This is a genomic window from Vibrio sp. QJM3NY_15, from assembly GCF_057785995.1.
This window is the reverse complement of record NZ_CM173517.1, coordinates 1,574,979-1,595,393: the sequence shown is the minus strand read 5'-3', so window position 1 is coordinate 1,595,393 and position 20,415 is coordinate 1,574,979. Positions and strand designations below refer to the sequence as shown.

Below are 20,415 nucleotides of genomic sequence, written 5' to 3'. Positions count from 1 at the left end.
CTACCCAGAGACGATTTGAAGAGTTTGGGGGAGGTTTAAGAATTGGACTCAGCCAACGTTAGAAAAGAGCCAAGAATTGAAGGCATGACTGTCTACCTTTTCGAGTAACTATCCTGTTGCAATGAACTGTTGAGTAAAATCAAGGAAAGCTGAAACTTATGCGATAGGCATTAGGCCAACTTAACACAGGCCTAAATACGCATATTTCAACCACACTTTTCTCTTACTACGCGATCACTAGCCTTTAATTTTGAAAACCATACCGCAGTTCACGCACTGGTATCTTCCTTTGATACCAAAGAAACGATCCATAAACGTTCTATGAATCCTAACCAGCTTTTGCTCTTTACATTCGCATTTCATAATAACAGAACACCATACCAAAAAGTTCTGTTAATTATTAGATACGAGGAATATTAAGTAAATCATAAACCCTTAATATCCACGCTTAAATAAGTGACATCGATCTCATAAATCACCAAAAGTGTGACATTGCTTCATACTAATCACCGATGTGACGACCAAAAATCACACATACTGCTTCACGAAATCAATAAAGGTTCTGTCTGCCTTCGACAGATAGCCTTCTTTTCTCCAGGCCAAAGATAGGTTCAGTTTCACAGGGTCTTTGAATGGCATGCCGACAACATCTTCCTCGTACTCCGTCACTAAGCTGAGTAGTGCGGTAATGGCGAACTCTCGCTTGACTATAGAAAGAATCATCGGGAGCAAGTTGGTTTCGAATGCGATGGTCATATCTAGGTTGTATTTTTTACACGTTGCATCGATAAAGTCACGGTGGAAATAACCCGACTTGAACATGATCAGCTCTTGAGCGAAAAACTCTTCAAAGGTGATGGATGGTTGCGTTGCCAATGGGTGCTCTTTACCAACGACGGCTAACATTTCTGAGCTTAATAGGTGGTCGGTTTCAAGATCATCAGGCACGTTTTCATGGTTAATCACGCCGATATCAAGCTCACCGTTCAATAACATTTCACGAATCGAAGCAGTACCAGCATCTATAAGCGTCAGTTTTAGGTTTGGGTATTGGCTCTTAAATGCCATCAAGACTTGCGGGAAAAAGTAGCTCCCCATCATGCTTGGCGCTCCTAAACGCACCTCTCCTTTCTCTAACCCCTTTAATTCGTTCATTGCGAGCTGAGCGTCGTCGAACTGCTGGGCAATTCGCTTTGCATGCTCAAACAGTACTTTACCCTCTTCCGTTAAGGTGACGGATTTATCTCCTCGACGAAACAAAATTAACTCCAACGTTTGCTCCAATTTCTTAATAGAAATACTCAATGCAGGCTGTGCGATATGCAGAGCTTTTGCAGCCTGAGTAAAGTTACCAAGCTGAGCAACGGCTAGAAAATGTCGAAGTGGTTTTGATTCAAGCATATCGATATATTTTATATATAGAGGTGATATTTTTAATATATTTCTTTAATCACAATTGTGCTGATAACTTGTTCACAAATAGCTTATTCACTCGTGCAGGCACAATGTAAATGTTTGATAAAGGCAGTCCTCAATACAAACGCATCACCCAATCATTGGCGATTGGCTCGTTTATCATTTTCTGTAACCTTTACCTCTTTCAGCCTATCTTGCCGCACATGGCAGAGCACTTCCAAGTATCTGAAACTCAGATCAACTGGCTGTTTGCCGCAACGACACTCGGCCTTTCGATTAGCTTAGTACCTTGGGCAATCGCTTCTGAAACCTTTGGTCGAAAACCTATTATCCTATTCAGTTTGTTCGCTATTCCTTTGATTGGATTGAGCATGGTGTTCACAACCACTCTACTACAGCTTGTTATTGCCAGAGCATTCATGGGAATCGCAGTCGCAGCTTTTGCGGGCGTAGCGGTTGCCTATATGGTCGAAGAGTTATCACCCAAAGCTTTTGCGGTCGCGATTGGTGGCTATATTGCGGCCAACTCATTAGGTGGGATTTTCGGGCGTGTATTAGGTGGCTTGATTACGGATTATTTCGACTGGCATGCGACTGTGTTGTTTTTCGTTGTCGGCTCTTTACTTGGCGCGCTCTATATTGCGTATAGCCTGCCTGACCAGCAAAACTTCAAACCACAGAAAGGGCTGTTCTTTCATCATAACCGCTCAGTTGTGATGCACTTAAGAAACCGTACCTTGTGGCTCGCGATGTTGATTGGTGGCGCTAACTTCGCGCTGTTTGTTAACCTGTATTCGGTAATGGGCTTTAGATTGGTATCCGAACCTCACTCAGTGCCTGTTGGTTTGGCTTCACTCATATTCCTATGTTATTTGGCCGGAACGGTAAGTTCTAAGCTCTCCAACAAATGGACACTTCGTTTTGATCCGTTGAACGGAATCTTGATGGGTGTGTGTATCAGCTTAGTTGGAACGCTCGTTTCTGCGGTCGATAAAGTGCCGTTCATGCTAGCAGGATTATTACTAATTAGTGGCGGAGCCTTCTTCGCACATACCCTTGCCTACTCTTGGGTGAGTCAAAAAGCGCCGAGCGCTAAGGCTACAGCGACCGCGCTCTATCTGGTTCACTATTATATTGGCGGTAGTTTAGCTGGGTTCTTGCTCTTGTATTGCTGGCAGCTGTTTGGTTGGAATGGTGTGATCGCAGGTGGTTCAATCTTCTATATTGCGATTTTTGCTTGGGTCTATCAGTTAAAACAACTTCAAGGATCAACCTCAAAGCTAGCTGAAGCTTAAGTAACACAAGCTATCTGATTGAATTATTGCTTTTGATTAACGTCTGTTCTGATATCCTACGCAAAATTTCATTTCGGAACCTGTTATGTCGAACACTCAAAGCACAGATCTTCAAACCATCCACGACCAAGTAAAACATTGGTTAGACGATGTCGTTATTGGCCTAAACCTGTGTCCATTCGCAGCCAAGCCACAACGTAATAAACAAATTCAGATCTTTGTGAGTGAAGCGAATACCGAAGAAGCGTTGTTGCAAGACATCATGACGCATTTCGTAGAGTTAGATAACACGCCAGTCGCGGAATTAGAGACGACGTTGGTTGTTGTGCCTAACATGCTGCAAGACTTCTTCGACTACAACATGTTCATAGATTGGATTGAAGCGCTGATCAAACAGGAAGATTGGGAAGGTGTTTATCAAGTAGCGACGTTCCACCCAGACTATTGCTTTGGTGGTGCGGATCCAGAAGACGATGAAAACCTAACGAATCGTTCCCCGTATCCGGTTTACCATTTGATTCGTGAAGCAAGTATGGAAAAAGTGTTGAAGCACTACCCTAACCCTGAAGCGATACCTGATACCAACATAGCAAGAGTTGAATCTTTAACGCCAGCGGAACGCCGTCAGCTGTTCCCTTATCTATTCAGCTAATTGCGACAGTTGCCCATTAAGAACGAGTCAATTTCGACTTACGAGCCGGAGTGTTCTTGATGATATGGACGAGAAATAAACTGATCTCGTCCATTTTGTTTAGCAATGTACAGGCATTCATCGGCAACTTTGATTAACGAGTCTAACGCCGACATTCTTTCCCCTTTAGTATCTCCAGTACTCAATTCAAAATGACATGCACCGATTGATATGGTGACTGGCTTTCTATCGAGTGTGATTTTCTTCATCTCTTGTAATAGAGTCATGAACTTATCTTCCACACAACTTGGGGTTTTGTTTGGATACCAAAGAATGAACTCCTCGCCACCAAAGCGCGCCACGAACTCTCCTTCTTGAGTGTTATGACTCAACACGTTCGCCACTTTCTTTAAAACAACATCACCCATTTGATGGCCGTAAGTATCATTAACGACCTTAAAGAAATCGATATCGACAACTGCCAAGGTTCCCTTTCCTAAAGACCCTTTTAACTGCTCAACTTCCGCATTCAGCGTTTTGAACAAGCAACGTCTATTCGGCAAGTGTGTAAGAGGATCGTAAAGAGCTTGATACTCTAACTTCTCGTTTAGCTCTTTGAGTTTTCGTTCTTGCTGTCTTCTAACGAGTTCCACTTCTATCCATGAGGCCATTAACCTCATCACGTCAATATCGAACTCTTTGAATTCACGATGATAAGGAGTCGGGCTTGAAAAGTTTAAGGTGCCATAAAGCTCATCATTGACGAAAATAGGGACACCAATGTAAGACTCCAGACCAAAAGATTGGTAGGCAGGATGAGTCGCATACTTATCGTGTTTGCCACAGTGTTCAATGCAGATAGGCTTGATCGATTTACACGTTATCTCACAGTAGGTCGAGCGATAATCGAAAGTGTCACCACTATTGAGTTCAACGCCTTCTGGTGCGACACAGTGTTCAACCAAATAAGTATTACCATCGACTTTAGATAAGATACCAATATCTAAGTTGAAGCGTTCAAGCCCCATGATAAGCAGCTGAGCGATCTGACTATCGAAACCCTTTCGATAATCATTGGTGATTTGATACAAGCGGCGTATAACAATTTCACTTTCACTGGCTTGGTTCATAACTGGGATCCCACTGCTGCTGGAGTTAGAGGCAACATCAATATTTGGTATATTTAGAAGAGTAAAGGGTAATAAAACACAATAATCAATTGGTTTGTATGCAAAATACCTCATTGGTCCAATGAATAAAAGTCGACTTCTTCGACTTTGCGTTAGCACCCTATTCCCAGCTTTGGTAAAATAACCCATTAACGAAACAGAATGGATAGGAAAATGAACCTTTCTCAACTAAGCCAAGAAATCTACGATCACCTTTACCGGGACATTGAAGAGTTCCGCAGTACTTTTGATCTGCCTGTTGCTGCTCCTGAAACAATGGACGAAAAAGGCGATACGCTGCACACCTCTCTAGCGATCGAAGAACTAACAGAACTTGCAGAAGCTGACTCAAAAATCGAACAAGCGGACGCTATTGTAGACAGCGTTTATGTTTTGATGGGACGTTTGGTTCACCTTGGCCAAGCTAAGGTAGAAGACAACCTAGCAATCAGCTACTTAATCGACCTGCTGCTGAATGTTTCTAAAAACCGTTCAATCGACTTTCTACCTTGTTGGGACGAAGTACACTCAAGCAACATGAGCAAAGTATGTCGCAACGAAACAGAATACGCAGAAACTGAAGCTTTCTATGCTGAGCAGAACATCAAACTGATAGCGGTTCAAAAAGGCGAATACATCATCGCTAAATGTGCGGAAGATTTCGTATCTGAAGGCAAGACAGTTCGCCAAGGTAAAGTACTAAAATCAGTACACTACCGCCCTGCGAACCTTGAGTCTCTAACGGCTTAAGCAAGGCTACAACTGGAGCACTTTAAAGCCTCAGTTGACTGAAATCGAAAACGCCACGTTATTTTAACGTGGCGTTTTATTATCTATTAGAAAACTCTAGCTGTGTTAATTGGAGCCGTGTATTAGAAGCAGAACACTATACCAGTCGTGCCATGTGATAAGCCGCCACATATTCGCCGTTTCTAAAGGCGAATCCTGCTGACTCCCCTTCTATCACGAAGCCAAACTTCTTATACAGGCTGATCGCTCTTTCGTTATCGGTATATACAGTTAGCTCAAGTCGTTTGATGTTAATCCAGTTATCACACAAGTCGATCGCGGTCGCGAGCAGTTGGCTACCGACACCTTTGCCTAATACATCATCTTTAACACCCATACCGAATGAAGCAACATGGCGCCTTCTCGGGTTTACACACACTTCCATTCCCAAATTACCAACAATCTCATCGTCGATCATCGCGACATACGAGTACACGTTGTCGGGCATATTAGAGATTCGTTTCTGCCAGCTTTCCAGAGATGGATTTGGGAGTTGCAGTGTACCGGTATAAGCATTAGTGCATTCGTAAACTTCTTTTATTCCCTTTGCATCTGACGGTTCAGACCGTCTCACTATAATACTCATCGCAACTCCTACTATTATTCTTCGCTAAATGTGATGCACATCCTCAATGTGCACCTAGACACACTATCAAATAGTAAATATTTAACAATAGGTTAGATGAAATTGTTTCAAATTAAGGAATTAGCAAATGGAGGGGAAATAGTATTTTGACGAAGGCGTGTTAATAATATGGTTTTACTTGTAGTGGCTAACGGAAGAGTTTCCGATGGAGAGAGTAAAGAATAGGTTATTATGTTGATGTGATATGGACACAAAGATATGTGCCCATATTGTTAAACTAGCTCTCTTGATTAGTCACGTTCACATTGAACTTGCATGACTTTAAGATCCGTAGCATTGAGCTTCTTAGCTAACGCTGCGCCTTCTTCATTACATTGCTCAAGAGTCGTAAACTGAGTGTTAACTTCCATTTCTGCTGTGCTGTCTGCACCACCCATCATTAGGCTTAGAATCAGTGTTAGTTCGTACATAAGTTAATCCTCTTTCGAGTTTTCAAAGCATCCATTCGAATAAGATAAAGTGATCAGATTAAGTCCTAGCTCACTTGTTTCGTTTGAGATAATTCTAGTCATTCACTCGAATCGAGTCTTACCATTTTGTGCCAAGAGGTAACAAAGTAAGTACGTTTATTTTATTGGGCTTAGTTGATACTGAGTAAACGACCTCGTTCGATATCTTGCTCAAGCACCTCTGGTGTCAAGTCGCCATGTCCATGGTGATCGTGGTTATGGTTATGTCCATGATCGTGGCCGTGTGAATGACTTTGATATTCATTTGATCTTTGAGCTAACTTATCTGAATCCAAATAAGTGTCAGTCAAATCAGCACAATAATCTTGAGTCCATAAGCGACGAGCGTCGTCATCACTCATGATTTGCTCCGCTTTAGGACCCAACTTATCCATGTAGTACATCCCCAGCTCCTCACCTTCTACATTGGCATGGTTGATAAGGTTCATAAACGCAGGCTCTTGATTCTCATCTGATAGATGCCCATTTTTGTAACACACGGTTAGACCAATGATGTCGTCGCCAAGTTGCTCTAATTCAGGGTTAAAATGATTGTGACTGTGATTATGTTCGGCAGCGGCGACCAGCATTGGAGTAAGTAAAACACATGCGATAGCCAGTAGCTTAATGGTATTTTTCATGGGATAGACCTTCTGTATTTTCTAATACAAATTTGATTAGTTGGCTGACTTAGCTTCTTGTGAGATGAGATGAGCGGATGGGAACGTCAGGAATATTTCAGCCTGAGTCCCTCTCTCATCTCACTACAAATAATCAATATAATTGGATAACGAGGCTCGATATAACGAGCGTTCTGTAGACAAAAATCACTTATCAACCACGATTCTTGCTGGAGCGATGGTGTAAGCCATCTGCTTCATCTCCCACTCCCCTTTTGCTTCCAAGGCAATCGCTAGTGCTTGCGCCTCTTCACATACCTTCGCTGGTTTTCCGTCAGCCCAGTATGATGGACCCGAGGTGTAGCCACACATAACAGAAAAAGCGTGTTGGCCATCCTTTATTGTATATTCCGTCATAATACCTCCACCTTCACCGTGCGTTATTTTTAGTGAGCCTTCATCGGCAACATGCATTGCATCGGAAGGGTTAGGTTTTGCATACGTTGTGTAGGTGCCGCCATCTGACATGGATTGATTGTCATACATGGTGTAGCCTTCTTTTTCTGAAGGTAAGGTCAGTTCGTAGTTAGGATCAATATCCGCTAAACGTTCTGAGTTATTCGTCGCACCAGGTTGATAGTTGTGAGCATTTGATTGTCCGTTAGCGAAAACAGAACCTGCCACTAAAGATAGAATGACGACCGCTAAAATTGATTTTTTCATAATGAACTCCAGATATTCTAAGCAAAGATGTTGCTAGCAATGATTTTTATGGTTGAGTAATAGAATGGGTTTGTTTCCTAAGTTCTTAGGATGTGAGGGCACATCAGCCCTCACTACAAATGCCCTATTTGTTATCGGTTCCTGCTCCTTCACCAGGCTCAGTTGGACGACTTACCGACTTGCGCTCAAGATTGTGGTGAGCACGCACTCTATCCATGTATTCTTGCTTGGTGTTCATACCTTGCTTCATTGCTTCTGGTACTTGTTCAGCTGGGATCACGATGTCACGGTCGACTGGCCACTCTGTTAACAGCTCTGGGTGGTAGCCTTCTGGGTAGTACAGTTTTGGATCCAACTCTAAATCACGAATCTCTTGTTCTTGTATGTCTTCACGGCTGTTTTTCGGTAATGGAATTCTAAAATCAGACCCATCGGCCATATCAAATTGTGGCGCTCTCGCATTCGGGAAGTCAGGTAAAATACCTTCACGAACCCACGCATTATCTTTGGTCATGTTAACGACAATGCCATCTGGCGCACCGAAGTGGTAAGGCCCTTGCCAATGGTGGCGAACCTCTGCAACGGTTTCCTCATTAAGATATGGGTCGAATGTCATGTGCGTTGTCATAAACAAGCGCGGTTGTACTTCATTCGCCACATAACCCGCCGCGTACGCTGGTGTATGGTGAGTATCAACGGTGTAACGTGCTAAGAATGGCGGCACACCTTGAATAATCGAAGACACACCAAACGTTTCGGTTTGCAGTTCAGTAATGAACAAGTCTGCGCCTTTTGCGTATTTCAAATCCAACTCGGTTGGGCGCCCGTCTCCTGTCCAAACAAACGAAAGCACTCGACCGTCATCTTGAGTCCAATTCAAGCGGTAACCAGACGCGCCATCTTTTGCGTGACTGCGTCGCCAGTGAATCACTTCCACATTATCTTGGTCATAAATAACGCCACCGTCGTCGCGGAAATCAAACTCGTGTACCACTATGTCGTTGCCTGATGGGAACACATCAAATGCATCGGTGTGCCAGTTCAACATTTGCTGCATGCCTTCAATCATATGACGAGTGCCATATTCTGGAGTCGCACCACTCGGGCCATAAATGTTAAGCGGCTTTTCCCAGCGACCATTCCAACCACCAAATTGATATAGGTAAGGTAACGAGCCGTAATGGTCTACGTGTAAGTGAGTAATGAATATATGGTCGAGTTCATTCATCGCGACACCCGCCGCTACGTAGTTCGCAATTGATCCTTCTCCTAAATCAAAGACAAAGTTAGAGCCGTTACCCAATTCGACGTATATCGAGGTGTTTGCCTGCCCCGGGCGAATCATTGGTGATGTCCCCATGAACGTGACACGCATTTCATCCGGTTGAACTTCTTCAGTGCGTGGGAACCAGTTGGCGCCCGACACCATGTGATCGCCATAAGGTGCAATGCCCTCAAACATCAGGCCTTCTTTCCAACCTGAATTGGTTTCTTTGCGATAGTCACCATTGTTTACACCGCCCATTAACACAGAAAGCACTTCTTCTTCTGAAGAGTACAAGTTCCCCTTAGGTTGAGTGCTCAGATACTCTTCAAGGGTTTCACCCTCGTGATATTCAAATTTCTCGAGTTTTTGAATATCAGAGTTAGTCTGCTTGGTGTTGTATTGCATCATTGGGTCAGCAGCAAAAGCGGTTGTCGTGATGATCATTGCTGTAGAGATGATTGATAATTTTGCGAAAGTTCTCATAGTTTCACCTATCGGTCTGAGTATTTAGTAAATGAATGAAGTTCCTTCCTCACTCCGATGCAAACAAGTTTATTAATAAACAGAACCTTGATATATAGTGTAAACTTTACTTAAAACCTCCATTTCATTTATGAGTTAACAACGACCCCACAATGATCTGGATGAGTGGCAATAAGAATAGAGGGAACTGAATTTGGACCTTAATCTACTGACGACATTTTTGGCCGTTTACAAACACAGCTCTATCACCGTGGCATCAGAGCAGCTCGATATTTCTCAACCCGCGGTAAGCGCGGCGATTAAGAGACTCGAAGGTGTCGTGGGCAAGGCTTTATTTGTGAGAGAAGGACGAGGTATCGCGCCCACTGGAGCTGCGGTATCACTCGCTAATAAGATAGAAGACCCATTGAACATCATTGGAACGGTTGAGCAGCAAAAGAATGACCTTAAAGTCTATTGCACAGAGAGCTTGCTTCATTTCGTTAGCCAGGTTGAAGGCGTAAGCTTTACGGAAGCGCCGCTCGAAGAGGAAGAACTGTTTGATGCGCTTACTGCACAAAAAGTGGATATCGTCATTGATGTACTTTCGAGTAAGAAACACTCATTGATTGAAGAAACCATCGTCGATGAGGAACCCGTGTGTCTGACTCGAATCAACCACCCTCGAATTGGTGAGACACTGAGTAAAGAGGAGTATTTCCAAGAGGAGCATATTGCACTCAAGATCAAACGCGCCAACATGAACACAGTCGAGTTTTTATCAGAGAGCGATATCGAGCCGAGAAAAGTCAGAATTGAAACCAGCTCAATTTCAAGCATGCTGATTTTGGCAAGCACGACAGATTATATCGCCGCTTCTACTCGTTCTTTTGCAGAAATGCTCGCACCAGCGCTTGGCTTACGCGTTCACCCTATCCCCATCAAATTAAAACCGCTCACGTTTCGAATGCTCTATCACCGCCGTTACGCTAAAGACGAACAGCACATCAAAACCCGCGAAGCAATCAAATCAGCATTAAGAAAACATAAATGAAACTGAGGTTTTAACTAAAGTTAACCCTATTAATATAAATTCAGTTTAATCACATACTCTCCAGCAAGTTAATTCAATAGAACGACACTGGAGAATCCATGAGAAAGCTTAACCTTATTGCTCTACCACTTACGTTACTCAGCAGCGTAGCGTTTGCGAGTTCGACTCAAGTTTACATCGAACAAAACGTTGCCTCTAATGCTGCTGATAACGGTGTCTACACCACAGAAGCTGGCGCATTAATCGATACCTCAGAAAATGGACAAGTCTATATAGGTTTTGATGACCAAGGTTGGCTAGCAGCGGGGTACGGCCACGACTTTCACATCAGCGAGTCCTTCACGTTCAACCTATACGGTGAACTCGGTAAATGGGACAACGGTGAAGAGTTATTAATCGAAGGTATTATTGATTACCAAGTGAACGACAACTTCAATGTATTCAGTGGATTGGGATATAACCAGTCAGGGCAAGTACCCGAGAATCTAAGCGACACCACGATCAACACCAATAAGTTCATCGCCGGTGCGGGGTACTCACTCTCAGGCTGGGGTTTAGCTTACCAATACACTCACGAAAACAGTGATGGATCCAATGGCGGATTTACTCACAACGATGACAACGTCATCTTTCATCAAGGCGACTACCGAACCAATGAACACGAAGTCGTTCTCTCTAAGAGCATCGACGACTGGACACCCTACGTGAAATACACCTATTTCAACACTAACGAAGGTGACCTTTACTTGAACGGCCAATCGATGGGTCCGATCGACAACGACAGCATCATCACTCTTGGTTTGTCTTACGACTTCTAAACATCTCAGATTCAATTCTCATAGGCAGATGGATTTGCCCACCTTTCGAGGGCACTACTATGAAAATTACTTCTCAACGTAACAAAGTCATTAATATCGCTGCTGCGATCAGTATCGTTTTGTTTTCTGCGATTCCCACCTACGCAAGTGCTGATCACTTAGATTGCCATTATCTAGAGATGAGTCATCTAGAGACCAGCTACCTAGATAACTCCTTCGACGAATTCATTACACCAGATTTTGATCAGGAGTATCTTAACGATGAGATTAAAGAAAACCTTATTCTGGAATAATTCGTCAACACACTATAAACGTAAAAGACCAGAAACTCATGCTTCTGCTCTTTTTATGAATCAAACGTCAATCAGAACTCAGTTTCTGAGTCACTTTTCTCTAAGCTAATGACATTCAAAACTGCAAATGCAGAGGCTAGGAATAAGCCTAATATCCAAACAAAATACCACATGAGAAACTCCTTAATACAGTGAATTGCCGTTGCGTTCGACATACTCGTTATCGAGTCGTCCAAACATGGTGCGATAACTAAAAGCGGTGTAACACAGGATGATTGGCACCATCACGAATGCTACGCCTGTCATGATGTTCAAGGTCAGTTCGCTTGATGTCGAATCCCAAAGGGTTAAGCTATGGCTTGGATTAACACTCGACGGAATAATGAATGGGAACATCGAAAAGCCAGCCGTTAAGATGATGCAAGCATTAGTCAGGCTTGAACTAACAAAAGCTATCGCATCCCATTTCAACCTTGCGCTGATCAAAGCTAATAGCGGAATAAGCACACTGCCAATCGGCGCAAACCACATCCAAGGGTAAATCTCAAAGTTAGCTAACCAAGCACCAGTTTCTACTATCGCTTGTTTGTTTAATGGATTCGAAACAGCGCTATGGTTCAACTCACTGGCAACCAAATAACCATCAATGTGGCTTATCGCTAAACCACCTAGCACCATGAGACTAGCCACAAACACTGCACTTACCTGCGCCATCAATCTTGCCTTTGTGTATAGCGCATCGGTGGTTTTCATCATTAGCCAAGTACTGCCTTGTAACAACGCCATCAATAACCCAACGACGCCACACAACAGCGCAAACGGATTAAGCAAATCAACAAACGAACCGTGGTATTCAACCATAAGCAAACTATTGAGCGAGAACGGAAGCCCTTGCATCAAGTTTCCAAACGCGACACCAAACAAGATAGGTGGAAAGAAGCCTGAAAACGAAATCGCTAAATCACACACTTTTCGCCATTGGTTGTTATCTATCTTGGCTCGGTATTCAAGTGCAAGAGGACGCAGCCACAATGAGATAAGCGCCAAGTACATCGCAACATATAAGCTTGAAAACGATGTCGCATACACTAACGGCCAAGCTGCAAACAAAGCGCCACCTGCGGTAATTAACCACACCTGGTTGCCGTCCCAATGGGGTGCAATAGAGTTAATCATCACTCGTCTTTCAGAGTTGGTTTTACCAATAAACGGTAACAACGCCCCCACTCCCATATCAAAACCATCGGTGGTCATAAATCCAATCAGCAAAACACCGATTAACACCCACCAAATTAAACGCAATGTGTCATATTCGAACATGAGTCAGTCACCTTATTGTTGAACTTGTTGTGCCAACTTGGCTTCAAGTGATGTTGTTGTTTGTTCATAGTGATAACGCCCCGTTTTCAAACTGCTTGGGCCCTTTTTAGCGACGGTAATCATCAAGTAACTTTCAACAATGATGAAGACCGTGTAGAGGCTGATAATTAGTACGAGAGACGTAAGTAGGTTCTCAACGGTTTGCGACGATGCCGCGACCGAAACAGGGAGAATTTCACCCACAGCCCAAGGCTGACGGCCGTATTCCGCAACAAACCAGCCAGCTTCAATCGCAATCCAAGGTAATGGAATTGACCAAAGTGCCGCCTTCAATAACCAAGGCTTTTGAGTAATGTTTTTACGGTAGGTTTGTAAGAAAGCCGCGCCAAAAACAAACAACATAACGAAGCCACAACCCACCATGATTCTGAATGACCAGAACAGAGGCCACACAGTTGGAATTGAATCATCGGCTGCTTGTTGGATTTGTTGTTCGGTAGCGTCAGTCACTGTATCTGTGTATCGCTTGAGCAATAAGCCATAGCCGAGGTCGTGCTTGGTTTGATCAAAGGCTTGTTCCGTCTCATGTGAGGTATCGCCAGCTCGCAAACGCTCTAGCAATTCATAAGCAATAATACCGTTTCGAATACGTACTAAATGTTGATCACGCAAGTCATGAAGACCCGTCACTTGCTCGTCCAAAGATCGCGTTGCGATAATCCCCATCACATAAGGAATTTTCACAGCGACGTCAGTTTTGCCTTCCTCTTGGTTTGGTAACCCGAACAAGGTGAACGCCGCAGGTGCGGGTTCGGTGTGCCATTCCGCTTCAATCGCTGCGAGTTTTACTTTTTGAACGTCACCCAGTTCATAACCAGATTCATCACCAAGTACGATTACTGAGATAATTGAAGCGATTCCAAAGGACGCCGCCACAGCGAAAGAGCGCTTGGCAAAGGCAACATCTCGACCTTTCAGCAAGTAGTATGAACTCACGCCAAGGATAAACATCGCACCGCAAGTATAAGCTGAGGCGACTGTGTGTAAGAACTTAACCTGAGCAACTGGGTTGAGCACCACTTCGGCGAAGCTGGTCATTTCCATACGCATGGTTTGGTAATTGAACTCCGACCCAATAGGGTTTTGCATCCAACCATTAGCAACCAGAATCCATAATGCAGAGAAACTAGAGCCCAACGCCACCAGCCAAGTCACGACAAGGTGTTGGCGTGTGGAAAGCCTTTCCCAGCCGAAGAAGAACAGTCCAACAAAGGTGGATTCGAGGAAGAATGCGACAAGGGCTTCAATGGCGAGAGGAGCACCAAAGATGTCACCAACATAGTGAGAATAATAAGACCAGTTGGTGCCGAACTGGAACTCCATGGTTAATCCGGTCGTGACACCTAAAGCGAAGTTAATACCAAAAAGTTTGCCCCAAAAGCGAGTCATGTCCTGATAAATTTGCTTACCGGTAAGCACATAGATCGACTCCATGATCGCCAGTAAGCAAGACATACCAATAGTTAACGGGACGAAGAGAAAGTGAAACATAGCGGTTAGCGCAAACTGTAAACGCGACAATTCAACTACATCAAACATTTAAGCTCCAAACATCATAATGATGGCTTTCATATTAAGAATTGGAGCGTATTTCAGCACAGTTCGAACAAACCAAACTAGAACAGATGAGCTGTTAAAAAACAGAACAGATTGAATTATACGACGAGTGACAAGTTAGATTTTAGGCAAACATAGTCGAGGATCGACTAACGACTTAGGCTTGTGATTCCATGGTCTGAATCAAACTACCTAGCGTACGAATGGCTTCTGCTATTTTGTCGTCACAAGCGTACGAGCAGTTGAGACGAATATGATGAGAGAACTTTTTGTCGCTGCTGAATATAATTCCCGGCGCAACAGAGATGTTGTTTTCAAGTGCTTGCTCATAAAGCTTCTCTACACAAACAGAATGAGGCAGCTCTATCCAAAGGAAGTAACCACCTTGGCTTTCGTGAATCAGAGCACTCTTAGGCAAACTGGACTCTAAAAGAGCTACATGTGCCTTCTTCCTTTCATTCAAAAGCTTGCGAAGTTTTTTAAGATGGTTGTCATAGCTATAAAATGTCAGATAGTGAGACAAGCCAAGCTGAATCGGAATACTGCTGGAGAGTGTCGATAGATGCTGCAATCTCTGAATCTTTAACGCTTGTTTCCTTGCAACTACCCAACCAATTCGAAAGCCCGGCGACAGTGATTTGGAAAACGAACCACACAGCATGATTTGCTCGCCAGTGTCATAAGCTTTGGCTGGCAATGAACTTTGGTTTCCAACGTGAAGCTCACGATACACATCATCTTCAATCATTGGGATCTTATGGTCATTCACTAACTCGGCGAGTCGCTGTTTGTTGTTATCACTCATCGAATAGCCAACAGGGTTTTGCGATTCTGTCATGAACCAACATGCTTTGATGTCCATTGAAGCAAACACCGACTCCAATACATCTAAATCGATACCAGTTTCAGGGTCGGTCGGGATCTCAACAGCGGTAAGATTAAGCCTTTCAATAGTCTGTAACACACCGTAAAACGCAGGATACTCTATCGCGACTAAGTCACCCGGTTCGGTACAGGATTGCAGGCATAAGTTAAGTGCTTCCATTGCCCCAGACGTGATCACAATATCGTCGGGCAATACATCTAGCCCACCAACTTGATAGCGCTGAGCGATTTGCCTGCGTAACGTTTCACTGCCCGGTGGCAAATTAGTAAGCATGCTGTTATCGGGCATTTGACGACTGGCATTGGCTAAACTGCGCGACAACGCTTGATGTGGAAACAAAGCAGGATCTGGAAATGCCGAGCTAAGTGGAATGATGCTAGGGTCTTTGGCTCGTTGAAGCACATCGTAAAGCAGGTCGCTGATTTTAACGGGATACGGCTTGATGGCTTTTTGTTGCGTGTGTTCTGAGGTGAATACATTTCTACGCGGTAACACGAAATAGCCAGACTTAGGCTTTGAACGCACATAGCCTTGGTCTTCAAGCTGTTGATAGGCTTGCAGTACCGTCTCAATGCTGAGTTTGTAGCGCTTACATGCGTCTCTAATTGATGGGATCTTCTCACCACTCAGCCAGATGTTTTGTTCTATCTGATTCTTGATTGTATTGGCGAGTATCTGAGATTTTTTCATCAAAAAGTCTTTTCTATCTAATGTTCAAAAGATTACAAAACCGTGGATATTCGAAGTACTCGGACATTCAGGTATAACAAAGCCCTACCCTAAACCCAATTACCTTTAGCGTCGACTTGTTTATATCTCCCACAAGAAAAGACACCACACTCATCGATAAAGTGTGGTGTCTTAGTTACAAGTTGCTTAGTTAAGATTAATTAACCGATTAGTTAGTTGGACGCCAAACGCCCCACTGATCATTTTCGTAGGTCGCCTTAGGGTTTGTACCACCTTGAACCCACCATTGTGCTTTCCACGACTGGTTTGAATACGTAACTACTTCGCCACCAAGGTAAGTCGCTGATGAATCCCAAGTGCCTGGATCTGGCGTAGGGTCTGGGTCAGGAGTCGGATCAGGATCCGGCGTTGGATCTGGGTCTGGTGTTACACCACCGTCATCGGCAATCACTTCGAACGTGAAGGTTTCAACACTATCACTTTCAATAGAACTAGCCATGAATGACAAGGTTTCATTAGCTACAATACCAGTCGTATCTAAGACAACTGACGCAGTGCCGTTATTTTGGATGCTTACAGCAGAACCTTGAGTTTGAGTTAATGTCGCCGCTTCACTTGTTGCAATTACAACTTTGTCGCCAGCATTCACTACGTTGTCACTCTTCACTAGCTCGTAGATGTCGCCTTTCAATGGTTCCACACCACCGTCGCCACCATCAATCAACGTTAACTGACCAGAAGCACGACTATCCTTTGAGTTGAAGAAGTTACGTGAAGGATCGTTTTGGAAATACATGTAGTGCTGCATTTCAGCGTGCCAGTCACCAATGAAGATCGCGCCATCTTTGAACTCTTCATGCCAGCCGTTAATTTCTGAAGCCAACAAGCGAGCCCAATCGTTAACGTTTGAAGCGTCGATAACGATGTCGAAGCTACGCGCTACTTCACCGTACTTGTTGATGATGTCGTATTTAACCGTATCACCAACTTCTGGCGTTCCAAACTGGTCAGAAACAAACAGGTCGCCACGGACTAGATCAGGCTCAGGACCCGGCTCTGGGGGAGGAGTTGTACCACCCGCGATTGTGATGTCTGAACAGTTGTAGAAACCTTCACCCGCGGCATCGTCACGTTGCCAACGTACGTATAAGATTGCGTCGCCAGAACGGTCAGATGGAATCGTCACGTTAATACGGTATTTGCCACCGCTTACAGGAACATTGCCCACTTCTTGGATAAGATCTAAATCACCCCACGCTAGGCCTTTGCTTAGGTCTGCGTTTGGTTTTGTTAGATAGAACTCCCAGAATGACGGGTTGTGTGGTGCAGTCGCATTGAATACATATTCAAATGTACCAGTGCTTAGCTCGGTGCGAGTCCAACCTGTATGAGGTGCGCCCATACCACGCTTTTGCGAATCATTGGCATAACACAAAGTGCCGTCTGGAATCGCAGCCTTTACAGCATTGATATTGTTGAAATCTTGGATGTTTTTCGCATATTCATTACGTTGAACGAACGGATATGACCCTGAAATATCTTTTGCTTGAGCACATGCCGCATTTGGTGGCGTACCTGACCAAACTCCGCCCTGCTCGTAACACGTATTCTGACGTGCACTTGGAAATTCAGACCAGCCATGAGCGTTTGCCACTGATGGCACGCTGGATAGCATAGCCATCCCCACTGCTATTTTTAGAATATTATTATTTGCTGTTTTCACTTTCCCACTCTCTATTATTTTACCCTGCACACAACATAAATTGGTCACTTACCAACCTAAATTGCAGTTCGAAGGTTTATAGTTTTTAATTGAAGAACAACGAAAAATATATACGTCAATTTTATCAATGACAGCGGGTTTTATATTGATAGGAATCAGAGTCACACAACTCAAACAAAAGCGTTGTAGATAGATGATGTTGCTTCGAATTATTGGATCTCAGTATTCTGTGTTGATTGAGGAAACAATATTCAAAGTGAATAAAAAACGGCTTAATGATTAAGCCGATTTTTTGAAGATGTACTTAGTAAAATAATGAGAAGACCTTAATAGCGGCTATGCATGCCCATGCGATGTGACATGTCGTCGTCCATACGACCGCCCTTCCAGCCGCCGCCACCCAAAAGATTGAGCACATCGCGCGCGGTGTAATTCTCGCCGCCGAAGAAGTCATGAGACACATCGTTACGTAACAGCTGGATAATAGGAACCAATTCAACATCTAAATCTTGTGGATCAGCAAACAAAGCCAATGCGATTTGCTGTTGGCGTTTGCTCAATTCACGAGAACTCGTTTCGACTTGACCGATCGAGAAAAAATCACGGCTTCCGTAACTCTGTACCATCTTTGCAGACAGTAACTTAATCACCTTTTTGATCCTTCGTCGTTGAATATATCTAAACATATTTGATCCTTTACAACTCGCCTTTAACCCAAGAATCCATCTAGCCAAACGCACTCTCTAACCAAACAATAGATAAGTTTGATTATCGACTGAGATACTTTTGACTTCAGTGTTAAACACAGACTCTAGCTGTTCAGGCGTAAGAACTTGTTCTGCACTACCTGATGCTTGAAGTACGCCTTTGTCGAGCAGCAAAACTTGGTCTGCGTGTCTTAGGGTTCTGTTCAGATCGTGGTTAGCCATAATAACCGCAATGCCCTTATCAGCCACTCGTTCGATAAGCTTATACAGCAGCGCTTCTTGGGCAATATCCAATGGCGCAGCAGGTTCATCGAGAATCAACAACTTCGCGTATGGGTTAAGTGTCGGCCAAATTTGCAGGCACATTCCCGCTAAACGAACGCGTTGCCATTCACCACCAGACAAGGTTTGAATGGAACGATGAAGTTTGTCTGTGATGTCCAACATCTGGCTTATCTCTTCCAAAGCTGCGTTGATTTCAGTATCAAGGCCGAGTGAGGAGCTTGGTAGTGACAATGCAAGGTATTGGAACACTTCTAAGTTGAAGGCTGGCCTTGCGCTTTGGCACAGATAAGCACGGTGTAATGATAAGTCTTGCAGTGATAATGCTGATAAGTCTTGTCCGTCGAGCTTTATATCACCTTTGTAGCCATCACCAACGCCAGATATCGCTTCGAGTAAGGTACTTTTACCACTGCCATTCGGACCGATGACATGAGTCACCTGCCCTTGCTTGAGCTCAAATGATAGTGGTAATAAACGAGCGCCGACGCTCAGGCTCTTAATTTGAATCATGATTTTTAATTAACATCCAAATGAAGATAGGCGCACCGATACTGGTGGTCATCACACCCAAAGGCAGCTCTGCGGAATCTAATAAGGTTCTCGCACAGATATCAGCAAACACCAGCAGTGCTGCACCAGCAACAGCAGACAAAGGAAGAAGGTATCGGTTGTCGGTACCAATCGCTAAACGCAATAAGTGTGGCACAACCAAGCCAACAAAGCTTATCACGCCACCTAAGGCAACCGCGCAGCCCACCAAAATAGACACGGCGAAGATTAAACGCCAACGTAATCTCGGTACGTTCACGCCCAGTTGTGCAGCATGAGTCTCGCCAATCATTAACTTATCTAGCTTACTACCTTGTAGACACAGCCAAATAATCACAGGGATCATCACTAACGTAAGCGAGTGTTGATACCAAGTTACGCCACCTAAGCTGCCCATCAGCCAATACATCAGCAAGCGTAGGCTTAAGTCATCACTAAAATAGAACGCCCATGTCACCATCGCGCCAGAAAGAATACCTAGCGCGACACCGACTAGCAGTAATTTGGCTGTGGTCAGTCGCATCGTTTTTACCATGCTCACCAGTATCACGGTGAAACAGAGCGAACCTAAAACGGCAGCGACCATGAAGAGTTCTGGTGTAGGAGCAAACGGCAAGAAGAACAGCACGATCACCATCGCCAAGCTTGCACCGCCAGAAATACCAAGCACACCCGGCTCTGCCAATACGTTACCCAATAAGACTTGTAAGCTTGCGCCAGATACAGCTAAACCTGCCCCGATGGCAATAGCCGCCAATAATCGAGGTAAGCGTAAATCAATCAGTAGTTTTTGTTCTAACGTGGACAAGGTGCCCAGAGGGGAAATGAAGAGATCGCCAACCATTAGGTAAATTGCACTCAGCGCGACAAGCAGTGCTGCCATCAGATAAATGGCTCGGGTCCATTTACGCTGTTTTTGGTGAAGAAGTTGTTGGAAATCCATATCAAGCTACTTTGAAATTGTTCGCGTAACCTTACCTGTATCCCTAAATAAACTCAAGGTTCA

At 44.1% G+C, this 20,415-nt stretch carries 21 protein-coding genes; 6 read left to right on the top strand and 15 right to left on the bottom strand.

Annotated elements, in window-relative coordinates; genetic code table 11:
• Positions 1–528 precede the first annotated feature (528 nt).
• Positions 529–1,401 (bottom strand): LysR family transcriptional regulator, encoded by an 873-nt coding sequence (locus AC3CKG_RS07140; protein ID WP_488529104.1) that lies wholly within the window; start codon positions 1,399–1,401, stop codon positions 529–531.
• Positions 1,402–1,511: 110 nt separating this feature from the next.
• Between AC3CKG_RS07140 and AC3CKG_RS07135 the strand changes: the two genes are divergently transcribed.
• Together AC3CKG_RS07135 and AC3CKG_RS07130 are read left to right on the top strand one after the other, a co-directional pair.
• On the top strand, positions 1,512–2,711 hold the full coding sequence (locus tag AC3CKG_RS07135; protein WP_488529103.1) for an MFS transporter: 1,200 nt from the start codon (positions 1,512–1,514) through the stop codon (positions 2,709–2,711).
• Positions 2,712–2,796: 85 nt separating this feature from the next.
• Complete coding sequence (locus AC3CKG_RS07130) at positions 2,797–3,363, top strand: DUF1415 domain-containing protein (RefSeq protein WP_488529102.1); 567 nt, start codon at positions 2,797–2,799, stop codon at positions 3,361–3,363.
• Between the two features lie 38 nt (positions 3,364–3,401).
• Here AC3CKG_RS07130 and AC3CKG_RS07125 read toward each other — a convergent pair whose 3' ends face one another.
• Positions 3,402–4,472, bottom strand: coding sequence for a sensor domain-containing diguanylate cyclase (locus tag AC3CKG_RS07125; RefSeq protein ID WP_488529101.1), 1,071 nt, complete (start codon positions 4,470–4,472; stop codon positions 3,402–3,404).
• 213 nt (positions 4,473–4,685) lie between these two features.
• Between AC3CKG_RS07125 and AC3CKG_RS07120 the strand changes: the two genes are divergently transcribed.
• The gene (locus tag AC3CKG_RS07120; RefSeq protein ID WP_372200886.1) at positions 4,686–5,261 is read left to right on the top strand and encodes a pyrophosphohydrolase domain-containing protein; all 576 of its coding nucleotides are present in this window, start codon (positions 4,686–4,688) and stop codon (positions 5,259–5,261) included.
• A 136-nt stretch (positions 5,262–5,397) separates the two neighbouring features.
• On the opposite strand, the gene AC3CKG_RS07115 is transcribed toward AC3CKG_RS07120, so the two are convergent.
• The 5 genes from AC3CKG_RS07115 to gntH all read right to left on the bottom strand — a co-directional run bounded on the left by AC3CKG_RS07115 (position 5,398) and on the right by gntH (position 9,488).
• Entirely contained in the window at positions 5,398–5,886 is a 489-nt protein-coding gene (locus tag AC3CKG_RS07115; protein ID WP_017109820.1) for a GNAT family N-acetyltransferase, read from the bottom strand.
• A gap of 290 nt (positions 5,887–6,176) precedes the next feature.
• Positions 6,177–6,356 (bottom strand): hypothetical protein, encoded by a 180-nt coding sequence (locus tag AC3CKG_RS07110; RefSeq protein ID WP_004734908.1) that lies wholly within the window; start codon positions 6,354–6,356, stop codon positions 6,177–6,179.
• A 170-nt stretch (positions 6,357–6,526) separates the two neighbouring features.
• Positions 6,527–7,036: a hypothetical protein gene (locus tag AC3CKG_RS07105; RefSeq protein WP_488529100.1), complete on the bottom strand. Its 510-nt coding sequence runs from the start codon at positions 7,034–7,036 to the stop codon at positions 6,527–6,529.
• A 186-nt stretch (positions 7,037–7,222) separates the two neighbouring features.
• Positions 7,223–7,738: a hypothetical protein gene (locus tag AC3CKG_RS07100; protein WP_102384496.1), complete on the bottom strand. Its 516-nt coding sequence runs from the start codon at positions 7,736–7,738 to the stop codon at positions 7,223–7,225.
• Between the two features lie 124 nt (positions 7,739–7,862).
• Complete coding sequence (gntH, locus tag AC3CKG_RS07095; protein ID WP_017068281.1) at positions 7,863–9,488, bottom strand: guanitoxin biosynthesis MBL fold metallo-hydrolase GntH; 1,626 nt, start codon at positions 9,486–9,488, stop codon at positions 7,863–7,865.
• Positions 9,489–9,681: 193 nt separating this feature from the next.
• Here gntH and AC3CKG_RS07090 point away from each other — a divergent pair, with 193 nt between their 5' ends.
• The 3 genes from AC3CKG_RS07090 to AC3CKG_RS07080 all read left to right on the top strand — a co-directional run bounded on the left by AC3CKG_RS07090 (position 9,682) and on the right by AC3CKG_RS07080 (position 11,632).
• Positions 9,682–10,521, top strand: a complete 840-nt coding sequence (locus tag AC3CKG_RS07090) for a LysR family transcriptional regulator (RefSeq protein WP_102307306.1) — start codon at positions 9,682–9,684, stop codon at positions 10,519–10,521.
• A gap of 98 nt (positions 10,522–10,619) precedes the next feature.
• Positions 10,620–11,339 carry a hypothetical protein gene (locus AC3CKG_RS07085; protein WP_488529099.1) on the top strand — a complete coding sequence of 240 codons (720 nt, stop codon included), beginning with the start codon at positions 10,620–10,622 and terminating at the stop codon, positions 11,337–11,339.
• A gap of 59 nt (positions 11,340–11,398) precedes the next feature.
• Positions 11,399–11,632, top strand: coding sequence for a hypothetical protein (locus AC3CKG_RS07080; protein WP_102307308.1), 234 nt, complete (start codon positions 11,399–11,401; stop codon positions 11,630–11,632).
• 71 nt (positions 11,633–11,703) lie between these two features.
• On the opposite strand, the gene cydX is transcribed toward AC3CKG_RS07080, so the two are convergent.
• From cydX to btuC, 8 genes are all read right to left on the bottom strand, one after another.
• Positions 11,704–11,805, bottom strand: coding sequence for a cytochrome bd-I oxidase subunit CydX (gene cydX, locus AC3CKG_RS07075; RefSeq protein ID WP_004734907.1), 102 nt, complete (start codon positions 11,803–11,805; stop codon positions 11,704–11,706).
• Positions 11,806–11,815: 10 nt separating this feature from the next.
• A complete protein-coding gene (gene cydB, locus AC3CKG_RS07070) occupies positions 11,816–12,952 on the bottom strand; it encodes a cytochrome d ubiquinol oxidase subunit II (RefSeq protein WP_488529098.1) in 1,137 nt (378 codons plus the stop codon).
• Positions 12,953–12,964: 12 nt separating this feature from the next.
• On the bottom strand, positions 12,965–14,551 hold the full coding sequence (locus tag AC3CKG_RS07065) for a cytochrome ubiquinol oxidase subunit I (protein ID WP_488529097.1): 1,587 nt from the start codon (positions 14,549–14,551) through the stop codon (positions 12,965–12,967).
• 175 nt (positions 14,552–14,726) lie between these two features.
• Positions 14,727–16,145, bottom strand: coding sequence for an aminotransferase-like domain-containing protein (locus tag AC3CKG_RS07060; RefSeq protein ID WP_488529096.1), 1,419 nt, complete (start codon positions 16,143–16,145; stop codon positions 14,727–14,729).
• Positions 16,146–16,353: 208 nt separating this feature from the next.
• Positions 16,354–17,826, bottom strand: coding sequence for a lytic polysaccharide monooxygenase (locus AC3CKG_RS07055; protein ID WP_488529095.1), 1,473 nt, complete (start codon positions 17,824–17,826; stop codon positions 16,354–16,356).
• A gap of 368 nt (positions 17,827–18,194) precedes the next feature.
• Positions 18,195–18,554 carry a DUF6559 family protein gene (locus tag AC3CKG_RS07050; RefSeq protein ID WP_488529094.1) on the bottom strand — a complete coding sequence of 120 codons (360 nt, stop codon included), beginning with the start codon at positions 18,552–18,554 and terminating at the stop codon, positions 18,195–18,197.
• Positions 18,555–18,611: 57 nt separating this feature from the next.
• Complete coding sequence (btuD, locus tag AC3CKG_RS07045) at positions 18,612–19,370, bottom strand: vitamin B12 ABC transporter ATP-binding protein BtuD (RefSeq protein WP_488529093.1); 759 nt, start codon at positions 19,368–19,370, stop codon at positions 18,612–18,614.
• Positions 19,357–20,352, bottom strand: coding sequence for a vitamin B12 ABC transporter permease BtuC (gene btuC, locus AC3CKG_RS07040; RefSeq protein ID WP_017104468.1), 996 nt, complete (start codon positions 20,350–20,352; stop codon positions 19,357–19,359). Before btuC ends, btuD begins: the two co-directional genes overlap by 14 nt.
• Between the last annotated feature and the right edge of the window lie 63 nt (positions 20,353–20,415).

Coding starts and splice junctions, on each gene's coding strand:
- AC3CKG_RS07140 (WP_488529104.1), bottom strand. CDS start 1,401: ATGCTTGAATCAAAACCACTTCGACATTTTCTAGCCGTTGCTCAGCTT.
- AC3CKG_RS07135 (WP_488529103.1), top strand. CDS start 1,512: ATGTTTGATAAAGGCAGTCCTCAATACAAACGCATCACCCAATCATTG.
- AC3CKG_RS07130 (WP_488529102.1), top strand. CDS start 2,797: ATGTCGAACACTCAAAGCACAGATCTTCAAACCATCCACGACCAAGTA.
- AC3CKG_RS07125 (WP_488529101.1), bottom strand. CDS start 4,472: ATGAACCAAGCCAGTGAAAGTGAAATTGTTATACGCCGCTTGTATCAA.
- AC3CKG_RS07120 (WP_372200886.1), top strand. CDS start 4,686: ATGAACCTTTCTCAACTAAGCCAAGAAATCTACGATCACCTTTACCGG.
- AC3CKG_RS07115 (WP_017109820.1), bottom strand. CDS start 5,886: ATGAGTATTATAGTGAGACGGTCTGAACCGTCAGATGCAAAGGGAATA.
- AC3CKG_RS07110 (WP_004734908.1), bottom strand. CDS start 6,356: ATGTACGAACTAACACTGATTCTAAGCCTAATGATGGGTGGTGCAGAC.
- AC3CKG_RS07105 (WP_488529100.1), bottom strand. CDS start 7,036: ATGAAAAATACCATTAAGCTACTGGCTATCGCATGTGTTTTACTTACT.
- AC3CKG_RS07100 (WP_102384496.1), bottom strand. CDS start 7,738: ATGAAAAAATCAATTTTAGCGGTCGTCATTCTATCTTTAGTGGCAGGT.
- gntH (WP_017068281.1), bottom strand. CDS start 9,488: ATGAGAACTTTCGCAAAATTATCAATCATCTCTACAGCAATGATCATC.
- AC3CKG_RS07085 (WP_488529099.1), top strand. CDS start 10,620: ATGAGAAAGCTTAACCTTATTGCTCTACCACTTACGTTACTCAGCAGC.
- AC3CKG_RS07080 (WP_102307308.1), top strand. CDS start 11,399: ATGAAAATTACTTCTCAACGTAACAAAGTCATTAATATCGCTGCTGCG.
- cydX (WP_004734907.1), bottom strand. CDS start 11,805: ATGTGGTATTTTGTTTGGATATTAGGCTTATTCCTAGCCTCTGCATTT.
- cydB (WP_488529098.1), bottom strand. CDS start 12,952: ATGTTCGAATATGACACATTGCGTTTAATTTGGTGGGTGTTAATCGGT.
- AC3CKG_RS07065 (WP_488529097.1), bottom strand. CDS start 14,551: ATGTTTGATGTAGTTGAATTGTCGCGTTTACAGTTTGCGCTAACCGCT.
- AC3CKG_RS07060 (WP_488529096.1), bottom strand. CDS start 16,145: ATGAAAAAATCTCAGATACTCGCCAATACAATCAAGAATCAGATAGAA.
- AC3CKG_RS07055 (WP_488529095.1), bottom strand. CDS start 17,826: ATGGCTATGCTATCCAGCGTGCCATCAGTGGCAAACGCTCATGGCTGG.
- AC3CKG_RS07050 (WP_488529094.1), bottom strand. CDS start 18,554: ATGTTTAGATATATTCAACGACGAAGGATCAAAAAGGTGATTAAGTTA.
- btuD (WP_488529093.1), bottom strand. CDS start 19,370: ATGATTCAAATTAAGAGCCTGAGCGTCGGCGCTCGTTTATTACCACTA.
- btuC (WP_017104468.1), bottom strand. CDS start 20,352: ATGGATTTCCAACAACTTCTTCACCAAAAACAGCGTAAATGGACCCGA.